Below are 17,503 nucleotides of genomic sequence, written 5' to 3' on the forward strand. Positions count from 1 at the left end.
TCCCGCAAAAATTATGAGCCCATTACATCATATGTTTCTAAAAACTTTGTATTAAACTCTCCGCTGACAAATGTTTCGTGTTCAAGCAGTTTCAGATGGAACGGAATCGTCGTTTCAATACCTTCAATCACGAATTCGCTCAGCGCGCGTTTCATCCGTGCGACTGCCTCATCACGCGTTGTTCCGTATGTGATGACTTTAGCAATCATACTGTCATAGTACGGCGGGATCGAATAGCCGGGATATGCGGCTGAATCCACGCGTACGCCGAGTCCGCCCGGCGGCAGGTACATGTTAATTTTACCGGGTGAAGGCATGAAGTTTTTCGCAGGATTTTCAGCATTGATGCGGCATTCAATCGCCCAGCCGTTAAATTCAACGTCTTCCTGTCTGAGCGAAAGCTCCTGTCCGGATGCCACTTTGATCTGTTCTTTGATCAGATCCGTTCCCGTCACCATTTCTGTGACAGGGTGCTCTACTTGAATACGCGTGTTCATTTCCATGAAGTAGTAGCGCTGTTCTCTGTAGTCATAAATGAATTCTACTGTGCCGGCTCCCGTGTAACCGACGGCCTTCGCTGCTTTTACCGCAGCTTCGCCCATCTGCTCCCTGATTTCAGAATCAAGCGCAGGTGACGGTGACTCTTCAAGAAGTTTTTGCAGACGTCTTTGGATAGAACAGTCACGCTCTCCGAGATGGATCGTGTTTCCGTAATTATCCGCAAGCACCTGAATTTCAACATGGCGGAAATCTTCTATGTACTTCTCGATGTACACACCCGGATTTCCGAATGCCGTAGCGGCTTCCTGCTGGGTAATCTCAATGCCTTTGATCAGTTCTTCTTCTGTGCGTGCGACCCGGATGCCTTTTCCGCCTCCGCCCGCAGTGGCTTTTATAATCACAGGATACCCAATTTCACCTGCAAGCGAAACCGCTTCTTCGGTATTTTTTATGATTCCTTTTGAACCGGGCACAATCGGCACGCCCGCCAGTTGCATCGTGTCGCGCGCGATATCTTTTGTTCCCATTTTTGAAATGGCGTCAGCCGTAGGGCCGACAAACGTTATGTTCAATTCCTCGCACAGCTCGGCAAAGTCGGCGTTTTCAGCTAAAAACCCGTATCCCGGATGAATCGCATCCGTGCCGGTCAGCTTTGCGACGCTGACGATGTTCGTTACATTTAAATAGCTTTCTTTTGATGTTTTCGGCCCGATACAAAAAGCCTCATCGGCCATTTGGACATGCAGGGCGTCTTTATCTGCCTCAGAATAAACGGCTACAGTTTCAATGCCCAGCTCTTTGCAGGCCCGGATGATTCTGACGGCGATTTCTCCTCGGTTGGCGATCAATAGCTTTTTAATCATAATAGCAGGTCTCCTTACTCAGCTTTTACAAGAAATAGAGGTTGTCCGTATTCGACCAGCTGGCCGTTTTCAACTAACACTTCAACGATTTCTCCTTTTACTTCGGCTTCAATCTCGTTAAAGAGTTTCATTGCTTCTACGATACAAACAACTGTATTTTCGCTCACTTTTGAACCTTGGTTTACGTAAGGGCCGGCTTCCGGCGATGAAGAAGCATAAAACGTTCCGACCATCGGAGACGTAATTTTGTGTAGGTTTTCGTCTTGTTTCGGCGCTTCCTGAACAGGAGCGGCTTCATGCGCTTCCGGTTTTGCAGCCTGCGGAGCAGGTGCGTAAGCGGCGGGAACGGCTTGAGCTTGTCCCGTTACATTCACTGCCGGCGCTTCATTTTTTTTCAGTTTGAGGCTTACGCCTTCGATTTCGTAAACGAATTCGTCGATGGAAGATTCATCGATTCTTTTTATCAGTTCATGAATTTCGTTGATTTTTAACATCAGTTTCCACTCCTATGTATAAAAAATAGAAATTTATGGGTTGCTACTAAAAGTACATACTATGTTTATCTTACAGGAGCGCTTGTGTAAATTCAACACTGATCTAAAATGACATCAGAAAAGCCCGCAGCGGGTGCGGGCGGTGGAGATCTCTTATTTTGTCGGTTCAAACGTGACGGCGACGTCTTTCATCGTCTTGATTTCTTTTTCCACCAGGTCAATGATAGCGGAAGCTTTTGCGTTTGAATGTTTGTCAGACATGACCGTAATGTTGATTTTGTCTCCTTCAGCATCCACGAGCGCATCTTTGTAGCCTTGTGTTTTAATCAGCGTTTCCAGCTGTTTTTCCGTCCCTTCAGCATTGCTCAGCGCCGTCATTTTATCGTAGGCTTCGCTTTTTTCCTTTGCGGTCGCATCATCGCTTGAAACAATGCTGTTTAACTGTTCCCTTTCTTTGCTTCTTGCGTCTTCAAGTTCCATGCGGTATGCGGTAAATAAGTTTTCATCAGCTGTTTCTGTAGCGACCGATCCGTCTTTGTCCGATGCTTCGGCTGATGTTTCTTTATCCTCTTTTGCGCCTTTAGAATCTTTCGTTCCTTTTGTTCCGTCTTCTTTATCCGTGCCGCTTCCGTTCTTATCTTTCGTTTCAGGAGCCGGCGTTTTTTCAGTTGCCACTTCTCCGCTGCTTTTTTCGCTTTTCATCTGCACGGCATTTTTGCTTTCCGGCGACATAATATAATAAACACTTAATACCACGACGAGACTGAGCATTGTTAAAAGCCAAACCGTTTGTTTTTTCAGCATGATTTATGAATCCTCCTTGATTTTTTTAGGGGCAACCGCTACACGGTAGCTCGGAACATCAAGCACCCTTGTGACGGCATCAATGATGGTTTTTTTTATTTGAACGTTGTCCACTCCCTGAGCGACAACGAGTACACCGCGGATATCGGGCTTTTTCGTCTGGACGACGACCGGGGTTTCCTGATCCCCGTTTCGAATCATGACAATTTGTTCTTCAGAGGTTTGATCGGTTACGCTTCTTTTGCCGCCTTCTTTATCGGTTTCTTCGGTGGTGGTGTCTTTTTTCGTTTTATTTTTCTCAAACACTTTCAAAGATGTTGCGTCTACGTTCACGACAATTGATACATCCTCCACGCCGATAATCGTTTCAAGGATTTCTTTCAGCTGGTTTTCATAGTCTCTTTCATAATCATCGATCGTGTTTTTGGCGCTGCTGTCTTTCGATGCCTTAAAAACGGGTGCGCTTTTTTGCCCGCTTTTGTCTTCCGTTCGGCCGGACATGACGGTCTGCGCCGCTTGGTCCTTCCCGGTTTTCTCCGGTGAAGAGAACAGCTGGCTCACCAGCATAAAAGATACTCCGAGCACAAACACGAACAGAAAGTAATGATATTTTGTCAGTTTTGGTTTTTCTCCGTCTTTCGCCTGTCCGATCATCAGCTGTTTTTTGAGTATGGTCCATAGTCCGTTTTTATTCATGGCCGTTTTTCTCCCCGCCTTCCATATAAACCGTAATTTTCTCACTGCCGATTTCCCATATATCCGCAAGTTTTTCTTTGATGTCTGCGGCCTCTTTTTTTTCGGCTGCGCCTTCCGGTTCGTATTTGCGGTCTGTGCGGATGTCGATCGGTGCGACGGTTTGCACGGTTTTTTCAGAAGATGGGGCCATATACACGCTGATCGTTTTTACATCTTCTTCTGAACGAACCTGTTCTTCCGCTGTAAGGCGGATGTCGTCTATTTTGTATTCGTCATGACTGAACATCTCCTCCGCTTTCTTTTTTAGTTGGACAGCCATTTCTTCTAAAACATATGCGCGGTTTGATGCTTGTATTTCTTTTTTTTCTGATTTGATTTGATTTTTTATATCAGCGGATTGAGATTGCTCTTGTTTTGTCAAATAATCGAAGATGATTTCCGGGTCTGTTTTGAAAAGTTTGAAGATCGGGTTGAGCATGACAATGATTAACAGCAGGCTGACAACCATCTTGGCGTATTTTTGCATACTGGAGCTGGGCAGCAGCATGTCGATGACGATGGCGAATAAGATAAACAAAATAATGCTTGTCAGCCATTCTGTTAAAAAGCTCATATCCAATGGGCCTCCTTTATTTCATCATCATGGTGAGGTTGCCTGCTGTAATAATGACTGTAATACTGAGGAAAAACATGAGAGAGACGATGGCGAGCGCCGCGAAAATATACAGCACGCTTCGGCTGATGACGCCGAGGCACGTAATGACGGGCCCGCCTCCGAGCGGCTGCAGAATAGCGGCCGCGAGCTTATAAATAAAAGCGAGCGAGAGCACTTTGATCGCCGGAAACGCGGAGATGCAGATCAAAATTCCGACTCCTAGGATTCCCACGGTGTTTTTTAATAGGAGCGATGCGCTGATGACCGTATCCGTCGCATCCGTAAACATCCGGCCGAGCACGGGAATAAAATTGCCTGTGATAAATTTTGCAGTCCTGAGCGTAATCCCGTCCGTCACGGCAGCCGAAGCCCCCTGTACGGAGATGACGCCGAGAAACACGGTGAGAAATACGGCAAGCGCGCCGATCGCGATATTTCTGAGCAGATTGGCAAGCTGCGTGACTTTATATTGATCCGTCATCGTGCTGACGATGCTTAAAATCGCTGACAGGAAAATAAGCGGCATGACAATGTTTTGAATGAGAAGGCCGCTCGTATTCATCAGAAATAAAATAACGGGGTGAAAAAAAGCTGCGGAGACGGCTCCCCCGGAAGACGCCAAAAGCGCGAGTAAAAGCGGGATGAGTGCGAGAATGAAACTTGTCATCGTCTGGATCGCTTCACTGGCATAATTGACGGCAACATGAAAGCTGTTTAAAGCGAGAATAATCAGCACCATGTAGACGATTGCATAAGCCACTTTGCTGACAGTGCTCTGCTGAAACGCATTTTGCAAAAGCTGCAGAATGACACAAAAAATGGTGAGAAGAATCAAAGTTCCCAGAAGCTTTCCGTTTGCGAGCACTTCATGAAACAAGTATGAAAATAAAGCCTTCAGCCATGCCTCCGGCGAGAACGTTTTTTCACCGTTAATAAAGTCGATGATGCTTCCCTTTTGGCTTTCAGGCAGAAGACCGCCGTATTCTGTCATGATGTCGTCCCAAAACTTTCCGATGCCTTCTGTTTTCAGCGCTTCGGCCTGCTTTTTCGCCACTTCATCAGCGGATTCTTGGTGAACTGCGGTTTCCTGCGACGCACCGTCTGTTCCGGCAGCTTGTACACATTCAGTCTGAAAAAATAAGAGGATGAACAAAAAAGCCCCCGCCCACCGAAAGCGCTTCATTTTTTGTGCCCCCCTTTCTATTTTATTGATGATCAAGAAGGAATAAGTCCGAGAATCGTTTCAATAATGACGGTGAGTATCGGCACGGCCATTACCAGTATCAAAATTTTTCCGGCCAGCTCTATTTTCGAAGCAATCGCTCCCTGGCCCGCATCCTTTGTCAGCTGCGCACCGAATTCAGCGATGTAGGCGATGCCGATAATTTTTAAAATGGTTTCCACATAGACCATATTGACATTTGCATTGACGGCTATTTTTTCTATCATTCTGATAATGTCGTAAATCTGATCGATGAGATAGAGAAAGATCACGCAGCCGCTGAAGACGACAATCATAAACGCGAAAGTCGGTTTCTGTTCTTTTACGATCAGGGAGAGAAATGTGGCGATCAGGCCTAAACCTACAATTTGAACAATCTCAATCTGTAAGCCCCCCTATCCTTGGAATAGAAACACAGCTTTGATCTTTTTGAACAGGTCATCGACAATCGTCGCCACCATAAATAAAATATAGATAAAGCCAAGCAGCGTCACCCATTGGGCGTATTCTTTTTTTCCCATTTGGTCAAGTATGGTGTGCAGAAACGCAACCACGATACCGACTCCGGCGATTTGAAAAATGACATTTACGTCGACTCCCATTTTATGTTTGCTCCCCTCATGTTTACATCAATAGAAGAATGAGTAACAGTCCGGCTAAAAATCCTAAGCTTTTCACCATTTTTTCATTTTTCGCCTGCGCCCGTCCGGCATCCGCTTCCGCCGCTTCCAAATGTGTAAGCGCAAGCTTGATATGTTTCTGCTGAGAAACACGGTCATGGAGCCCGAGCGTCTCTCCGAATTGCTTCAGCACATCGTATTCGCTTTTTTTCATCGCCATGGAGGGCCAGTTATGTTTCAAGCTCTGTTCCCAGGCCGTTTTGGCGGAATCGCTTCCCTGCTCAAGCCTCCTGCTGAAAGCTTGAAACAATGACGATACAGGCTTGGAAAGCTGTGCGGCGATTTGTCCCGAAGCTATGTGCAGCGGCGTATGCCCGAACATGATTTCCGCTTCAAGCGATTGGAGCGCCGCGCGCAGCTGACGGATCTGTCTCGGCCTTTCAATATACATTTTGGCGATCTCAAATCCCGTCCATGTCGTCGCCGTCAGAATGAACACGGCACCCAAAAGCTTCAGCATGTCATCACGCTTTCAGCATGCGGAACAGGTTCCCCGTCCTTTCCGTACATCCTGCTGATCGTTCCCGGACCGCGGCGTCTTGACAGTTCAATATACCGGTCAAACACGTTTTCCTCCCAAAGCATTTTCAGCGACGGCCTCTTGACCAAGTCTTTCATATTCCATCCGTGCGCAGAGACGATAACGGATACGCCCGCATGGAGCGCCTCCAGCAGCGCTTGTGAGTCTTCCATTCTCCCGATTTCATCCACAATTATGACATCAGGACTCATAGAGCGGATCATCATCATCAGCCCTTCCGCCTTCGGACAGGCATCAAGGACATCGACTCTGCGGCCGAAACTGTGCTGGGGAATGCCCCGCAGGCAGCCGGCAATTTCCGACCGTTCATCTACGATACCTGTCTTTTTTGCCGGAATGCGTTTTGATCCGGTGCTGGAAAGCCGGGCCAAATCACGAAGCAAGGTCGTTTTCCCCGTTTGCGGAGGACCGATGATCAGCGTGTTCAGCCAGTTTTCTTTCCATAAGAAAGGAATGAGCGGTTCTGCGATCCCCAGCTTCTCCCGGGCGATTCGGATATTAAAAGAAGTAATATCCCGGAGTCCTTTGACGGCTCCGTTTTCGACGATGACTCTTCCGGCCAGCCCCACACGGTGGCCTCCTCTGATTGTGATGTATCCTTTTTTCAGCTCTTCTTCCAGCGTGTACATACTGTAATTGCTGAGCCGGCTGAGGATCAGCTGTGCGTCGCCGGCCGTACACACATATGACAAATACAAAGGTTGTCCTTTTTGGATCAGTTCAACCGGCCTGTCGACCCGGATTCTGATTTCTTCTGTATCCCGCCTCGCTTCTTCGGGCACGGCGGAGATGGCATCTCTCAATAATTCAGGGAGAACCTCTGTAATTTCATTCAATAGAGTCTCCTCCTTTTTACCGATTGGCTTCTTTAAAATGTATGATCCGGGACAGACTTTATGACACCCCGGCCCTCTATTTATGCACACCGGCCAAAATCAGCACCACCCCCGCAAAAATCAATATTAATTTTGCATATGAGAGCTGTCCGGCAATCTGATAAATGCCGATCGTCATTGTGATGATAAAGATCAGAGGGCCGACGATTGCCAAAATACTATTCACCACAACCGCTTTTCTGATGTCGTTTGTCAAAAGCATGATAATAGCGGCAGATAATTCAATGAGCGAGGACAAAACTCGTAAACCGGCCATCGTTAAAACAGTAGAATTGATTGAACCGAACAAAAATTTCATTGCAATCCCCCAACTTCAAGCATTTTGTTACACTATATGCTCTAGCTGACGGAAGTAGTCTCACTATTTTCATATAGAAGAAAGATTCTGAGGCAGAACGCAAAAAAAGCCTGCCCCGTAAAAGGAGCAGACTCCGAATTTCTTTAACTACGCTCTTGACACGTAAGAACCGTCTGATGTATTTACAACCAGCGTATCGCCTTCGTTCACGAAGAACGGTACGTTTACGACAAGGCCTGTTTCCGTTTTGGCAGGTTTCGTGCCGCCTGACGCCGTGTCGCCTTTAATTCCCGGCTCTGTTTCAACAACTTTCAGTTCAACTGTGTTCGGCAGTTCAATACCGAGCGTTTCAGACTGATACATCATAATATGCACAGACATATTTTCCAGAAGGTATTTCAATTCTTCTTCGATTTGGTTTTCGTTCAATTCAAGCTGTTCATATGAGCTTGTATCCATGAACACGTGCTGATCGCCGTTGGCATAAAGATACTGCATCGTTTTTGTTTCGATTTGAGCTTTCGCGACTTTTTCACCTGCACGGAATGTTTTCTCCTGAATAGCGCCCGTGCGCAGGTTACGCAATTTAGAACGGACAAATGCCGCTCCTTTTCCCGGTTTTACGTGCTGAAAGTCAACGACGCGCCAAATGCCGCCGTCTACTTCAATCGTTAGTCCTGTACGAAAATCGTTAACTGAAATCATGTTTGATGTCCTCCTATATTCCGATCACAAAATAATTAATTCTTTAGGGGAATGCGTAATTGTCCGGTTGCCGTCCTCAGTGATGATGATATCATCTTCGATTCTTGCGCCCCCGACTTCCGGTATGTATATGCCCGGCTCAACCGTTACCGCCATGCCCGGCTCAAGAACGGCCGATGACCTGAAAGACAGCCCCGGTGATTCATGGACTTCCATTCCGAACCCGTGTCCTGTCGAATGGCCGAAATACTGTCCGTAGCCTTTTGCGGTGATATGATCCCTCGTCAGGGCATCCGCTTCTTTTCCCGTCATGCCGGGTTTAATATGCAGGACACCAAGCGCTTGGGCATCGTATACGACCTGATAAATCTCTTTCAGTTTATCACTTGGCTCTCCGACCGCGACGGTGCGTGTGATATCAGAACAATAGCCTTTATAATAAGCGCCGAAATCGAGCGTGACCAAGTCTCCCTTTTCAATCAATTTGCCGCTTGCCACTCCGTGGGGAAGGCTGGATCTGACTCCCGAGGCGACGATCATATCAAAGGAAGAGCCGTCTGCTCCTTGACGTCTCATATAAAATTCAAGCTCGTTTGCAACTGAAATCTCTGAGATGCCCGGTTTGATAAACGTCAGAATATGTTCAAACGCATCATCCGCAATCTTCGCAGCTTCCTCTAATATCTTAATCTCTTCACTTGACTTAATCAAGCGCAACTTTTCAACGGAATCCGCGACGGGAACCATCTCCGCTTCCTGCAGCACCGCTTGGTAGGATGCATATGTTCCGTACGTCATGCTGTTTTGCTCGAAGCCGAGTTTTTTAATGCCGTACTCAAGAATCGTATCCGCAGCCGTTTGGATTAAGCTTCCGCCGTGCTCGATAATGTCAAAACCCTTCACTTGCGTCTTCGCCTGCTCGGTGTAACGGAAATCCGTGATAAATGCCGCACGTTCTTTCGATATGACCGCAAGGCCTGACGAACCCGTAAATCCCGTCATGTACTGCAGATTGGCGGAGCTTGTCACCAACATTCCGTCTATATCCAGCTGACCGAAAAGATTTCGCAATTTCTCAAGTTTCATTCCCTTTCTCCTCCTCGCCGATTCTTGACTGCCGCCTGACAACGCGGGAGCATCCCCGCCCGGTTTTCAGCATAAAAAATGTTCACTTCTCGTGAACATTTTACCATACCGGACAGGGATTATACACTTATTCACTTGTTGCCGAGCGCCCTTGCAAGCTTGTCTGACGTAAGTTCATTGTAGTTGAAGGAAATTGAGTAGCCGACAAACAAACCGTACAGAATGTAAAGGCAAAGCGTCGTCACGATTGTATCTGATTTCAATTCAGTGACGGATTTCACATCTTCGAAAATCGGATTGAATAAGAAAAAAACCGCACACCATAAAATGACGCCGTACACCATCCCCGGCCACATGGTTTTAAAACGCTTCAGGCAGACGAAATAAATAAACGCCCCGGCAATTGAAATGAATCCGATGACAACGATGCTGACCATCGTGCCCAGCCATTGTTTTTTCCATTCTCCGATCATAAACGGCTGAAGAATCATGTTGGGGCTGATCTCTGAAAAATGAAAGACATACCCGAGATAGCCGATCAAACTCCAAAATACACCGCCGGCAAATCCGATACCGCAAATTCTGCCGGTAAATGAAACAGGCTGCTGATCATCATCCTGCTTCTTTTTTTCTTCCTGTTCTGAATGTTTTTCGCTTGTCATCATGGCACCTCCAGTCATAGACTGCCCAAAAATTGAAAAGTCATAAAAAGCTGCGCCATATTTTCATTCAATGAGTAAAATCTAAAGAAACGGGGTATACTGCATGTAGAAAAAGCATTGATTTTCCGGCTGTCTAACTAGAGGTTTACCGCGGTTTCCTGTACAATAGAGTGAAAGGAAATGGTTAGTAAATCCTAAGAAAACAGGCAGGTTGATAAACAATGTCCAAACAAAAAACGCCCCCTGCATACGGCGGGCAGGCTGTCGTTGAAGGGGTAATGTTCGGCGGCAGAAAAAATTATGTTACCGCCATCCGCAGGAATGACGGAAGCATTGATTTTTTCAAGCTTCCGAGAGTGCCGAACGCCAAGCTTTCGGCTTTAAAAAAGATTCCTTTTTTGCGGGGAATCGTCGCCATCATTGAGGCGAGCGCCAACGGCACAAAGCATTTAAACTTTTCCAGCGAACGTTACGGGCTTGATCCTCAGGATGACGCCAAGCTGGAGCAGGAAGATAAGAAGGGTTCCGGCTTATCGATGTTTTTCAGCCTGGCGGTGATCGGCGTTCTGTCGTTTTTGTTCAGCAAATTCGTTTTTACGCTCGTCCCGGTCTTCTTAGCGGAGCTTGTAAGGCCCGTATTTTCCTCAGACGCCGCGCAGATCGGAATCGAAAGTCTGTTTAAGCTGATTCTGCTTCTCGGATACATTTATTTTTTATCAATGACGCCGTTAATTAAAAGAGTGTTTCAATATCATGGAGCCGAACATAAGGTCATAAACTGTTATGAACAGAATTTGCCAATTACAATAGAAAATGTTCAGAAACAGTCACGGCTTCATTACCGTTGCGGTTCAAGCTTTATTTTATTTACGATCATTGTCGGCATGTTCGTCTATTTACTCGTTCCGACAGATCCGCTTTGGGTGCGGATTTTAGACAGGATTGCGCTTATACCGGTCGTTCTCGGCATCTCCTTTGAAGTGCTCCAGCTGACGAACAGAGTACGGAATATCCCCGTTTTGAAAGTGCTCGGTTATCCCGGCCTGTGGCTGCAGCTTTTAACGACAAAGGAACCGGCGGATGACCAGGTCGAGGTTGCCATAGAAAGCTTTAACGAGCTTCTCAGACTGGAAGACATTTCAGAACAGAGCGAAAAGCCGTCTCACAACGTAATCTGAACCGTTACCGTTATTATTTTGGAGGTGGGCAGTTATGAATCATCGTGTACAACCTTTTTTTGCTGTATTGATAGCGCTTGGCGCATTCGGTTTCATTTATGCGGCGGTAACCAACCCCGGGCAGATGATTTCAAGAGCAATCACCGTTATTATCGCAGGCATTATTATTTATTTTATCGTGAGGACGGTCCTGAACCGACGCACCGGCCGTGACGGAACCGCTTTCAAAAAAGCGGCCAGACAATCGCGGCTCCGAATGAAGGAGCAAAAAGCGAAGCACCGCGCCGGACACAGAGGCCGGGTCAGCCATTTGCGGAGCGTGCCGAGCAGCAGCAGACCGAAGCCGATGATTCTTAAGAAAAAAAGCCAGACCCAGCTTACCGTCATAGAAGGCAAAAAGAATAAAAAGAAAAACAGAGCGCTTTTTTAATAGCTCCATTGCTTCAAAAATTGCTCTGTTCTGCTTTTTCCTAGCTCAATGAGAGCTAGTTTTTTTTGCGGTGTGAGATGAAACTCCGTCGCCATCACATGTTCCACTGGAATAAAAATAATATTCTGTTCGTACTTTGTCGCGATATGCCTGGCATCATGAGCGTCTTTCATCGTTTCAAACAAAGCCCCGAACAGCTCAAAAGCGTTGCGGATTGATTTTTTCGGGCGCTCTTTTTCGTTGGGCGAAAGCGAAATTCCGATGACCGGCCGTTTGCGTTCTTTTGAATACAGCCAAATCGGGAAATTGCTTAACACGCCGCCGTCAACGACCGTTGAGGTGCCTTTTTCGGTCTTCAGTTTTATCGGTTCAAAAAAATAAGGAATGCTGCAGCTCATTCTGACGGCTCTGGCAACCGGGAACATCTCCGGATTTAATCCGTAGCGGGGAAGATCGTCAGGAAGCACGATCATCGTTCCGTTCGTCAGATCTGAAGCGATGAGACGGAGCGAGCCTTTTTTCAAATCGCCGAACGCGATGATGCCCTTCGCTTTTAATTTATCCGCAATCCACTTTTCCAGCATATCGCCTCTGTATAGTCCGAGGCGCCAATATATCGACACCCACTGCAGGATTTTCAGCGGGAGAAATGAGTATCTCTGATCAAGCAATTGCCTTCCGTCCACCTCATCTATGATGGAATGAACCTCTCTGCTCGTATAGCCCGCAGCGATAAATGCGGCAATAATCGCGCCGGCGCTTGTTCCGGCGAGCCTTTCAAAGCGAAAGCCCTTTTCTTCCAGCGCTTCATAAGCGCCGGCAAGCGCCACCCCTTTTATCCCCCCGCCCGAAAATACGCCGTCAATCTGCATAGCGCGCCCTCTCCCTTCCATCTCAAGGTGTATTATTATTTTAAGAAACGGCTGGGCGAAATAGACCAAAGAATGAAGACATTAAAAAAAGGGCGCCCCATTTCGGGCTGCCCTTTATTCACCGGAATTTTCGGTTTTTTTCTGTACGGATTTCAATTCTTTTTTCCGGCTTTCGTCATCTTCAAAATACTGAACGAGGTCGCCGATGCGGTCAATGCTGTTCCAGCTCAGATGATGTTCGATTCCTTCAACATCATTGTAAATCTTCTCTTCATCAACACCAATGATTCTTAAAAACTGCTCAAGCAATTCGTGTCTGTATACGAGCCGTTTGCCGATCTTTTTACCTTTTGACGTCAATACGAGCCCGCGATATTTTTCATAAATCAAATACTCGTCTTTATCTAGTTTTTGAACCATTTTCGTTACAGAGGAGGGGTGGACTGCCAAAGCTTCCGCGATATCAGAAACCCGTGCATATCCTTTTTCTTCTATCAGCATATAAATCTGTTCAATATAATCTTCCATACTTGGTGTTGTCATAAGTAACCCTCCCAAAAAGCACCTTAACTTTATAAACCATTACAAGTTTACACTAACGGTCATGAAAAAACAAGGATGCTTCCGGTCTGTCAAGCCTTATCAGCGCTTATAATTCCATTCATCAGACGCGTATTTCGTCTCAGCCAGCTCATTGACAAATGCAAGCTCTTCAGACGTGAGTGTATAAGGCTCAAGATGAATGTTCAGCCCTTCCTCAAAACCAGCTTTAAAAGCGATTCTGGCCTCATCCATCGTTACCCGTTTCGGCGCTAAGGCGTTGATGGCTACCGCTTTGTTTTTGAAATTCCGCTGCATGCGCTCACGGACTCTGTCGCTCGGATATAAAAACAGATCAAACAGCTTATCCTCATCAATGTCAAGCAGGATGGAACCGTGCTGAAGAATGACGCCTTTTTGGCGTGTCTGTGCGCTTCCGGCAACTTTCCGTCCTTCGACGACCAGCTCATACCACGAAGGGGCATCAAAGCAGACGGACGAGCGCGGATTTTTCAAGCTTTCTTTTTCTTTCTCCGTTCGCGGAATCGCAAAGCAGGCATCAAGTCCAAGGTTTCTGAATCCCTGCAGAATACCTTCTGAAATCACCCGGTACGCCTCTGTCACCGTGGCCGGCATTTCCGGGTGATCCTCTGAAACGATTACGCTGTATGTCAATTCTTTATCATGCAGAACACCCCGTCCGCCTGTCGGTCTTCTGACAAACCCGAGGCCGTGTTTATGTACTGCGTCAAAGTTAATTTCCTTCTTAATATTTTGAAAATACCCGACAGACAAAGTTGCCGGATTCCAGCCGTAAAAACGGATCACCGGAGGAATTTTTTTTTGGCTGTGCCAATATAAAAGCGCTTCATCCAGCGCCATGTTAAATGCCGGGCTTTCATTCCCTGAGTCAATAAACCGCCATGTTTCTTTTTCCATACACTGAACCCTTCTTTATCGTTTTAATAAAACCAGTTTAACAAACTGCCTTGAAAATGAAAAATATTTCGTTTCATTAAGGATGACAATCGCTTCATGCTTTACTATAATAGTATTTGTCCCAAAACGTCCGGTAAGCCTTGTTTTCAGGAAGCAGGGTTTTGATTTTATAAGCTAAAGGAGTAGAATTGCATTGTCTAATATGATTGCTTTAATTATTGTTGCGGCGTTTATCGTTTATATGATCGTTTCGTACTTTTACCAACAGCGTTTAATGAAAACACTTACGGAAGAGGAATTCCGCGCGGGCTACAGAAAAGCGCAGCTGATTGACGTCCGTGAACCGAATGAATTTGAAGGCGGCCATATTCTCGGCGCGCGCAACATTCCGCTGTCACAGCTGAAACAGCGCAAAAGTGAAATCCGTCCTGATAAACCCGTTTATCTGTACTGCCAAAACAATGTCCGCAGCGGACGCGCGGCACAGACGCTCCGCAAACACGGCTGCAAAGATATTTACAACCTGAAAGGCGGATTTAAAAAATGGGGCGGAAAAATTAAAGCAAAAAACTAATCATGAAAAAAGAGCTGTCCGTTTTATACGGAAGCTCTTTTTTTATACCGTGTCAGCGGCTGACGTCAGGTGTACGTTCGTATTTTAAAACCGGCTTTCTTGCCGCCTTGGTTTCATCCATTCTTTTGACAACTGTTGTATGCGGCGCCTCCTGAACGATTTCAGGCGATTCCTCCGCTTCCCGCGCAATTTGAATCATGGCATCTATAAACGCATCAAGCGTTTCCTTCGATTCCGTTTCCGTCGGTTCGATCATGATGCTTTCTTCAACATTGAGAGGAAAATACACAGTCGGCGGATGATAGCCGAAATCCAAAAGCCGTTTGGCAATATCAAGCGTTCTTACGCCGAGCTTTTTCTGCCTTCTTCCCGATAACACAAATTCATGCTTGCAATGACGGTCAAACGGGAGATCATAATAAGGCGCGAGTCTTCTCATCATATAATTTGCATTTAAAACCGCGTTTTCGGTCACAGCTTTTAAGCCGTCAGGCCCCATGGAACGGATATACGTGTAGGCTCTGACATTAATGCCGAAGTTGCCGTAATAAGGTTTTACGCGCCCGATCGACTGCGGCCGGTCATAGTCAAAAGTCAAACGGCCCTCTTTTTTCGTGAGAACGGGTTTCGGCAGATACGGAATGAATTCTTTTTTCACTCCGACCGGCCCTGAGCCCGGTCCTCCCCCGCCGTGCGGCCCGGTAAATGTTTTATGCAGATTAAGGTGAACGACGTCAAATCCCATATCTCCCGGTCTTGCTTTACTTAAAACGGCATTTAAATTCGCTCCGTCATAATAAAGCTTTCCGCCGGCCTGATGGACGATTTCAGCCATTTCCGTAATGTTTTCTTCAAATAACCCGAGGGTGTTCGGATTCGTCAGCATCAGCGCCGCTGTTTCTTCGTTTACCGCTCTTTTCAAATCTTCAATGTCAACCAGCCCGTGCTCATTTGACTTAACGGTAATCGTTTCAAAACCGGCGACCGTGGCGGATGCCGGATTCGTACCGTGGGCTGAATCAGGGACAATCACCTTCGTCCGTCCGAAGTCTCCCCGCGCTTCGTGGTAGGCGCGGATCATCATCAGGCCGGTCCATTCGCCGTGAGCGCCCGCCGCAGGCTGCAGCGTCACCTCGTCCATGCCCGTAATCTCCTCCAAGTGTCCGCTTAAATCGTATAAAAGCTCAAGCGCCCCCTGAACCGTGTCCTCGTCCTGAAGCGGATGAATAGCGGAAAAACCTGCGAACCGGGCAATCTTTTCATTTAATTTCGGATTGTATTTCATCGTACAGGAGCCGAGCGGATAAAAGCCTGAATCAACTCCGTGGTTCCTCTTGGAAAGAGCGGTATAATGCCGCATAATATCGAGCTCTGATACTTCCGGCAGCTTTGCGTCTTCATCGCGGATATAGTCACCGGGAAGAAGGCTTTCAAGCTCTGTTTCCGGCACATCAAGCTCCGGAAGGCTGTAACCGACACGCCCTTTGCGGGACATTTCAAAAATAAGCGCCTGATCTTGATTATTCATGTTGATCCCCCAATCCCGCAATAAGCGAATCGATCTCTTCTTTCGTTCTCAGCTCTGTGACGGCAATCAGCATATGCTGATCCAGTTCCGGATACGCAAGACCTAAGTCATATCCGCCGATGATGCCGTCTTGCAGGAGCCGCCGGTTTGCTTCCTTAACGGGAAGATTCAGCCTGACGGCAAATTCATTAAATATCGGGCCGTCAAAAGCTACGTGCAAGCCGGCTTTTTCCGCTTGGCGTCTCGCGTAATCAGCTTTCAATATATTTTGGCGGGCCATGTCTTTGACGCCGTTTTTTCCGAGCGCCGTCATCGCGACTGAAGCCGCTAAAGCATTCAGCGCCTGATTTGAACAAATGTTAGACGTGGCTTTATCTCTTCTGATATGCTGCTCGCGCGCCTGAAGGGTGAGAACAAAACCTCTTCGCCCGTTTTCATCCTCCGTTTGGCCGACAAGCCGGCCCGGCACCTTTCTCATCAGTTTTTTCGTTACTGCAAAATAGCCGCAGTGCGGGCCGCCGAACGCCGCAGGTATGCCGAAAGGCTGCGCGTCTCCGACGACAATATCAGCTCCGTATGTCCCGGGCGGTGTCAAAATACCGAGCGCGAGCGGGTTTGAAGAAACAATCAGCTGGCTGTTTCCTTTATGTGCGAGCGGCTCAATGTCCTTTAACGGCTCGATTTGTCCGAAGAAGTTCGGATACTGAACGATCACGGCGGCCGTCTCATCACAAACGGCATGTTCCAATGCTTCAAGATCTGTGACGCCGTTTTTCGCGGGCACCTCTACAACCTCAATATATTGGCCCTTTGCGTATGTTTTCAAAACATCCCGTGATTCCGGATGAACGGCTGCGGAAATGACGATTTTTTTCTTTTTCGTATGTCCCGACGCAAGCATCGCCGCTTCCGCAAGCGCCGTTCCCCCGTCGTACATAGAGGAGTTTGCGATATCCATTCCCGTTAATTCACAGATCATCGTTTGAAATTCAAAAATCGCCTGCAGCTCCCCTTGTGAGATTTCAGGCTGGTAAGGCGTATATGCCGTGTAAAACTCTGATCGGGATATCACATGATCGACGATGACCGGCTGGTAGTGATCGTACACTCCTGCGCCCAGAAAAGACGCATATGTAACAGCGTCCTTATTTTTCGCCGCAAGCTTTGTCAGCTCTCTCGTCAGCTCCGTTTCAGATTTTGCTTTTTTAATTTGGTAGTCTTTTTGAAACCTCACATCTTCCGGAATATCGGCAAACAGTTCATCAATTGTTTCTGCGCCGATGGCTTTCAGCATTTCTTTTTTATCCTGTTCTGTCGCGGGCAAATATCGATGCTTCAT

The 17,503-nt window shown here is 47.0% G+C and carries 22 protein-coding genes; 3 read left to right on the forward strand and 19 right to left on the reverse strand.

Annotated features, from left to right (window positions below; all coding sequences use genetic code 11):
- Positions 1 to 11: 11 nt before the first annotated feature.
- From accC to L3V45_RS11965, 14 genes are all read right to left on the reverse strand, one after another.
- Positions 12 to 1,364, reverse strand: a complete 1,353-nt coding sequence (gene accC, locus L3V45_RS11900; protein ID WP_003153154.1) for an acetyl-CoA carboxylase biotin carboxylase subunit — start codon at positions 1,362 to 1,364, stop codon at positions 12 to 14.
- Positions 1,365 to 1,378: 14 nt separating this feature from the next.
- On the reverse strand, positions 1,379 to 1,858 hold the full coding sequence (gene accB, locus L3V45_RS11905; RefSeq protein WP_003153152.1) for an acetyl-CoA carboxylase biotin carboxyl carrier protein: 480 nt from the start codon (positions 1,856 to 1,858) through the stop codon (positions 1,379 to 1,381).
- Positions 1,859 to 2,011: 153 nt separating this feature from the next.
- Positions 2,012 to 2,662, reverse strand: a complete 651-nt coding sequence (locus L3V45_RS11910) for a SpoIIIAH-like family protein (RefSeq protein WP_014305399.1) — start codon at positions 2,660 to 2,662, stop codon at positions 2,012 to 2,014.
- A gap of 3 nt (positions 2,663 to 2,665) precedes the next feature.
- Positions 2,666 to 3,358, reverse strand: a complete 693-nt coding sequence (spoIIIAG, locus tag L3V45_RS11915) for a stage III sporulation protein AG (protein ID WP_003153148.1) — start codon at positions 3,356 to 3,358, stop codon at positions 2,666 to 2,668.
- The gene (spoIIIAF, locus tag L3V45_RS11920) at positions 3,351 to 3,971 is read right to left on the reverse strand and encodes a stage III sporulation protein AF (protein WP_015388014.1); all 621 of its coding nucleotides are present in this window, start codon (positions 3,969 to 3,971) and stop codon (positions 3,351 to 3,353) included. The genes spoIIIAG and spoIIIAF overlap by 8 nt, the downstream gene beginning before the upstream one ends.
- A 16-nt stretch (positions 3,972 to 3,987) precedes the next feature.
- A complete protein-coding gene (gene spoIIIAE / locus L3V45_RS11925) occupies positions 3,988 to 5,196 on the reverse strand; it encodes a stage III sporulation protein AE (RefSeq protein WP_003153145.1) in 1,209 nt (402 codons plus the stop codon).
- Between the two features lie 32 nt (positions 5,197 to 5,228).
- Positions 5,229 to 5,618: a stage III sporulation protein AD gene (spoIIIAD, locus tag L3V45_RS11930; protein WP_071392571.1), complete on the reverse strand. Its 390-nt coding sequence runs from the start codon at positions 5,616 to 5,618 to the stop codon at positions 5,229 to 5,231.
- A 12-nt stretch (positions 5,619 to 5,630) separates the two neighbouring features.
- Positions 5,631 to 5,837 (reverse strand): stage III sporulation protein AC, encoded by a 207-nt coding sequence (gene spoIIIAC / locus L3V45_RS11935; RefSeq protein ID WP_003153142.1) that lies wholly within the window; start codon positions 5,835 to 5,837, stop codon positions 5,631 to 5,633.
- A 22-nt stretch (positions 5,838 to 5,859) separates the two neighbouring features.
- Positions 5,860 to 6,375, reverse strand: coding sequence for a stage III sporulation protein SpoIIIAB (spoIIIAB, locus tag L3V45_RS11940; RefSeq protein ID WP_003153126.1), 516 nt, complete (start codon positions 6,373 to 6,375; stop codon positions 5,860 to 5,862).
- Complete coding sequence (gene spoIIIAA / locus L3V45_RS11945; protein ID WP_236837014.1) at positions 6,369 to 7,292, reverse strand: stage III sporulation protein AA; 924 nt, start codon at positions 7,290 to 7,292, stop codon at positions 6,369 to 6,371. Before spoIIIAA ends, spoIIIAB begins: the two co-directional genes overlap by 7 nt.
- 76 nt (positions 7,293 to 7,368) lie before the next feature.
- Positions 7,369 to 7,650: a YqhV family protein gene (locus L3V45_RS11950; RefSeq protein ID WP_003153124.1), complete on the reverse strand. Its 282-nt coding sequence runs from the start codon at positions 7,648 to 7,650 to the stop codon at positions 7,369 to 7,371.
- 147 nt (positions 7,651 to 7,797) lie between these two features.
- Entirely contained in the window at positions 7,798 to 8,355 is a 558-nt protein-coding gene (gene efp, locus L3V45_RS11955; RefSeq protein WP_003153123.1) for an elongation factor P, read from the reverse strand.
- Positions 8,356 to 8,379: 24 nt separating this feature from the next.
- On the reverse strand, positions 8,380 to 9,441 hold the full coding sequence (locus L3V45_RS11960) for a M24 family metallopeptidase (protein WP_003153122.1): 1,062 nt from the start codon (positions 9,439 to 9,441) through the stop codon (positions 8,380 to 8,382).
- Positions 9,442 to 9,572: 131 nt separating this feature from the next.
- Positions 9,573 to 10,103, reverse strand: coding sequence for a YqhR family membrane protein (locus L3V45_RS11965; RefSeq protein ID WP_003153121.1), 531 nt, complete (start codon positions 10,101 to 10,103; stop codon positions 9,573 to 9,575).
- A 221-nt stretch (positions 10,104 to 10,324) separates the two neighbouring features.
- Here L3V45_RS11965 and L3V45_RS11970 point away from each other — a divergent pair, with 221 nt between their 5' ends.
- Together L3V45_RS11970 and L3V45_RS11975 are read left to right on the forward strand one after the other, a co-directional pair.
- Positions 10,325 to 11,281 carry a DUF1385 domain-containing protein gene (locus L3V45_RS11970; RefSeq protein ID WP_003153120.1) on the forward strand — a complete coding sequence of 319 codons (957 nt, stop codon included), beginning with the start codon at positions 10,325 to 10,327 and terminating at the stop codon, positions 11,279 to 11,281.
- Between the two features lie 34 nt (positions 11,282 to 11,315).
- Entirely contained in the window at positions 11,316 to 11,711 is a 396-nt protein-coding gene (locus tag L3V45_RS11975) for an SA1362 family protein (protein ID WP_003153119.1), read from the forward strand.
- Here L3V45_RS11975 and L3V45_RS11980 read toward each other — a convergent pair.
- The 3 genes from L3V45_RS11980 to L3V45_RS11990 all read right to left on the reverse strand — a co-directional run bounded on the left by L3V45_RS11980 (position 11,708) and on the right by L3V45_RS11990 (position 14,062).
- Positions 11,708 to 12,583, reverse strand: a complete 876-nt coding sequence (locus tag L3V45_RS11980; protein WP_003153118.1) for a patatin-like phospholipase family protein — start codon at positions 12,581 to 12,583, stop codon at positions 11,708 to 11,710. The genes L3V45_RS11975 and L3V45_RS11980 overlap by 4 nt on opposite strands.
- A 114-nt stretch (positions 12,584 to 12,697) precedes the next feature.
- Positions 12,698 to 13,126 (reverse strand): transcriptional regulator MntR, encoded by a 429-nt coding sequence (gene mntR / locus L3V45_RS11985; RefSeq protein WP_003153116.1) that lies wholly within the window; start codon positions 13,124 to 13,126, stop codon positions 12,698 to 12,700.
- Between the two features lie 99 nt (positions 13,127 to 13,225).
- Positions 13,226 to 14,062 carry a lipoate--protein ligase family protein gene (locus L3V45_RS11990; protein WP_003153114.1) on the reverse strand — a complete coding sequence of 279 codons (837 nt, stop codon included), beginning with the start codon at positions 14,060 to 14,062 and terminating at the stop codon, positions 13,226 to 13,228.
- A gap of 193 nt (positions 14,063 to 14,255) precedes the next feature.
- Between L3V45_RS11990 and L3V45_RS11995 the strand changes: the two genes are divergently transcribed.
- Positions 14,256 to 14,636, forward strand: coding sequence for a rhodanese-like domain-containing protein (locus tag L3V45_RS11995; RefSeq protein WP_007408335.1), 381 nt, complete (start codon positions 14,256 to 14,258; stop codon positions 14,634 to 14,636).
- Positions 14,637 to 14,688: 52 nt separating this feature from the next.
- Here the strand turns inward: L3V45_RS11995 and gcvPB are convergent, their stop codons facing one another.
- A complete protein-coding gene (gene gcvPB, locus L3V45_RS12000) occupies positions 14,689 to 16,164 on the reverse strand; it encodes an aminomethyl-transferring glycine dehydrogenase subunit GcvPB (RefSeq protein ID WP_057080487.1) in 1,476 nt (491 codons plus the stop codon).
- A complete protein-coding gene (gene gcvPA / locus L3V45_RS12005) occupies positions 16,157 to 17,503 on the reverse strand; it encodes an aminomethyl-transferring glycine dehydrogenase subunit GcvPA (RefSeq protein ID WP_057080486.1) in 1,347 nt (448 codons plus the stop codon). The genes gcvPB and gcvPA overlap by 8 nt, the downstream gene beginning before the upstream one ends.

The organism is Bacillus sp. R45 (genome assembly GCF_021729365.1).
Classification (GTDB): Bacteria; Bacillota; Bacilli; order Bacillales; family Bacillaceae; genus Bacillus; species Bacillus velezensis.

Coding starts and splice junctions, on each gene's coding strand:
- accC (WP_003153154.1), bottom strand. CDS start 1,364: ATGATTAAAAAGCTATTGATCGCCAACCGAGGAGAAATCGCCGTCAGA.
- accB (WP_003153152.1), bottom strand. CDS start 1,858: ATGTTAAAAATCAACGAAATTCATGAACTGATAAAAAGAATCGATGAA.
- L3V45_RS11910 (WP_014305399.1), bottom strand. CDS start 2,662: ATGCTGAAAAAACAAACGGTTTGGCTTTTAACAATGCTCAGTCTCGTC.
- spoIIIAG (WP_003153148.1), bottom strand. CDS start 3,358: ATGAATAAAAACGGACTATGGACCATACTCAAAAAACAGCTGATGATC.
- spoIIIAF (WP_015388014.1), bottom strand. CDS start 3,971: ATGAGCTTTTTAACAGAATGGCTGACAAGCATTATTTTGTTTATCTTA.
- spoIIIAE (WP_003153145.1), bottom strand. CDS start 5,196: ATGAAGCGCTTTCGGTGGGCGGGGGCTTTTTTGTTCATCCTCTTATTT.
- spoIIIAC (WP_003153142.1), bottom strand. CDS start 5,837: ATGGGAGTCGACGTAAATGTCATTTTTCAAATCGCCGGAGTCGGTATC.
- spoIIIAB (WP_003153126.1), bottom strand. CDS start 6,375: ATGCTGAAGCTTTTGGGTGCCGTGTTCATTCTGACGGCGACGACATGG.
- L3V45_RS11950 (WP_003153124.1), bottom strand. CDS start 7,650: ATGAAATTTTTGTTCGGTTCAATCAATTCTACTGTTTTAACGATGGCC.
- efp (WP_003153123.1), bottom strand. CDS start 8,355: ATGATTTCAGTTAACGATTTTCGTACAGGACTAACGATTGAAGTAGAC.
- L3V45_RS11960 (WP_003153122.1), bottom strand. CDS start 9,441: ATGAAACTTGAGAAATTGCGAAATCTTTTCGGTCAGCTGGATATAGAC.
- L3V45_RS11965 (WP_003153121.1), bottom strand. CDS start 10,103: ATGACAAGCGAAAAACATTCAGAACAGGAAGAAAAAAAGAAGCAGGAT.
- L3V45_RS11970 (WP_003153120.1), top strand. CDS start 10,325: ATGTCCAAACAAAAAACGCCCCCTGCATACGGCGGGCAGGCTGTCGTT.
- L3V45_RS11975 (WP_003153119.1), top strand. CDS start 11,316: ATGAATCATCGTGTACAACCTTTTTTTGCTGTATTGATAGCGCTTGGC.
- L3V45_RS11980 (WP_003153118.1), bottom strand. CDS start 12,583: ATGCAGATTGACGGCGTATTTTCGGGCGGGGGGATAAAAGGGGTGGCG.
- mntR (WP_003153116.1), bottom strand. CDS start 13,126: ATGACAACACCAAGTATGGAAGATTATATTGAACAGATTTATATGCTG.
- L3V45_RS11990 (WP_003153114.1), bottom strand. CDS start 14,062: ATGGAAAAAGAAACATGGCGGTTTATTGACTCAGGGAATGAAAGCCCG.
- gcvPB (WP_057080487.1), bottom strand. CDS start 16,164: ATGAATAATCAAGATCAGGCGCTTATTTTTGAAATGTCCCGCAAAGGG.
- gcvPA (WP_057080486.1), bottom strand. CDS start 17,503: ATGAAGCATCGATATTTGCCCGCGACAGAACAGGATAAAAAAGAAATG.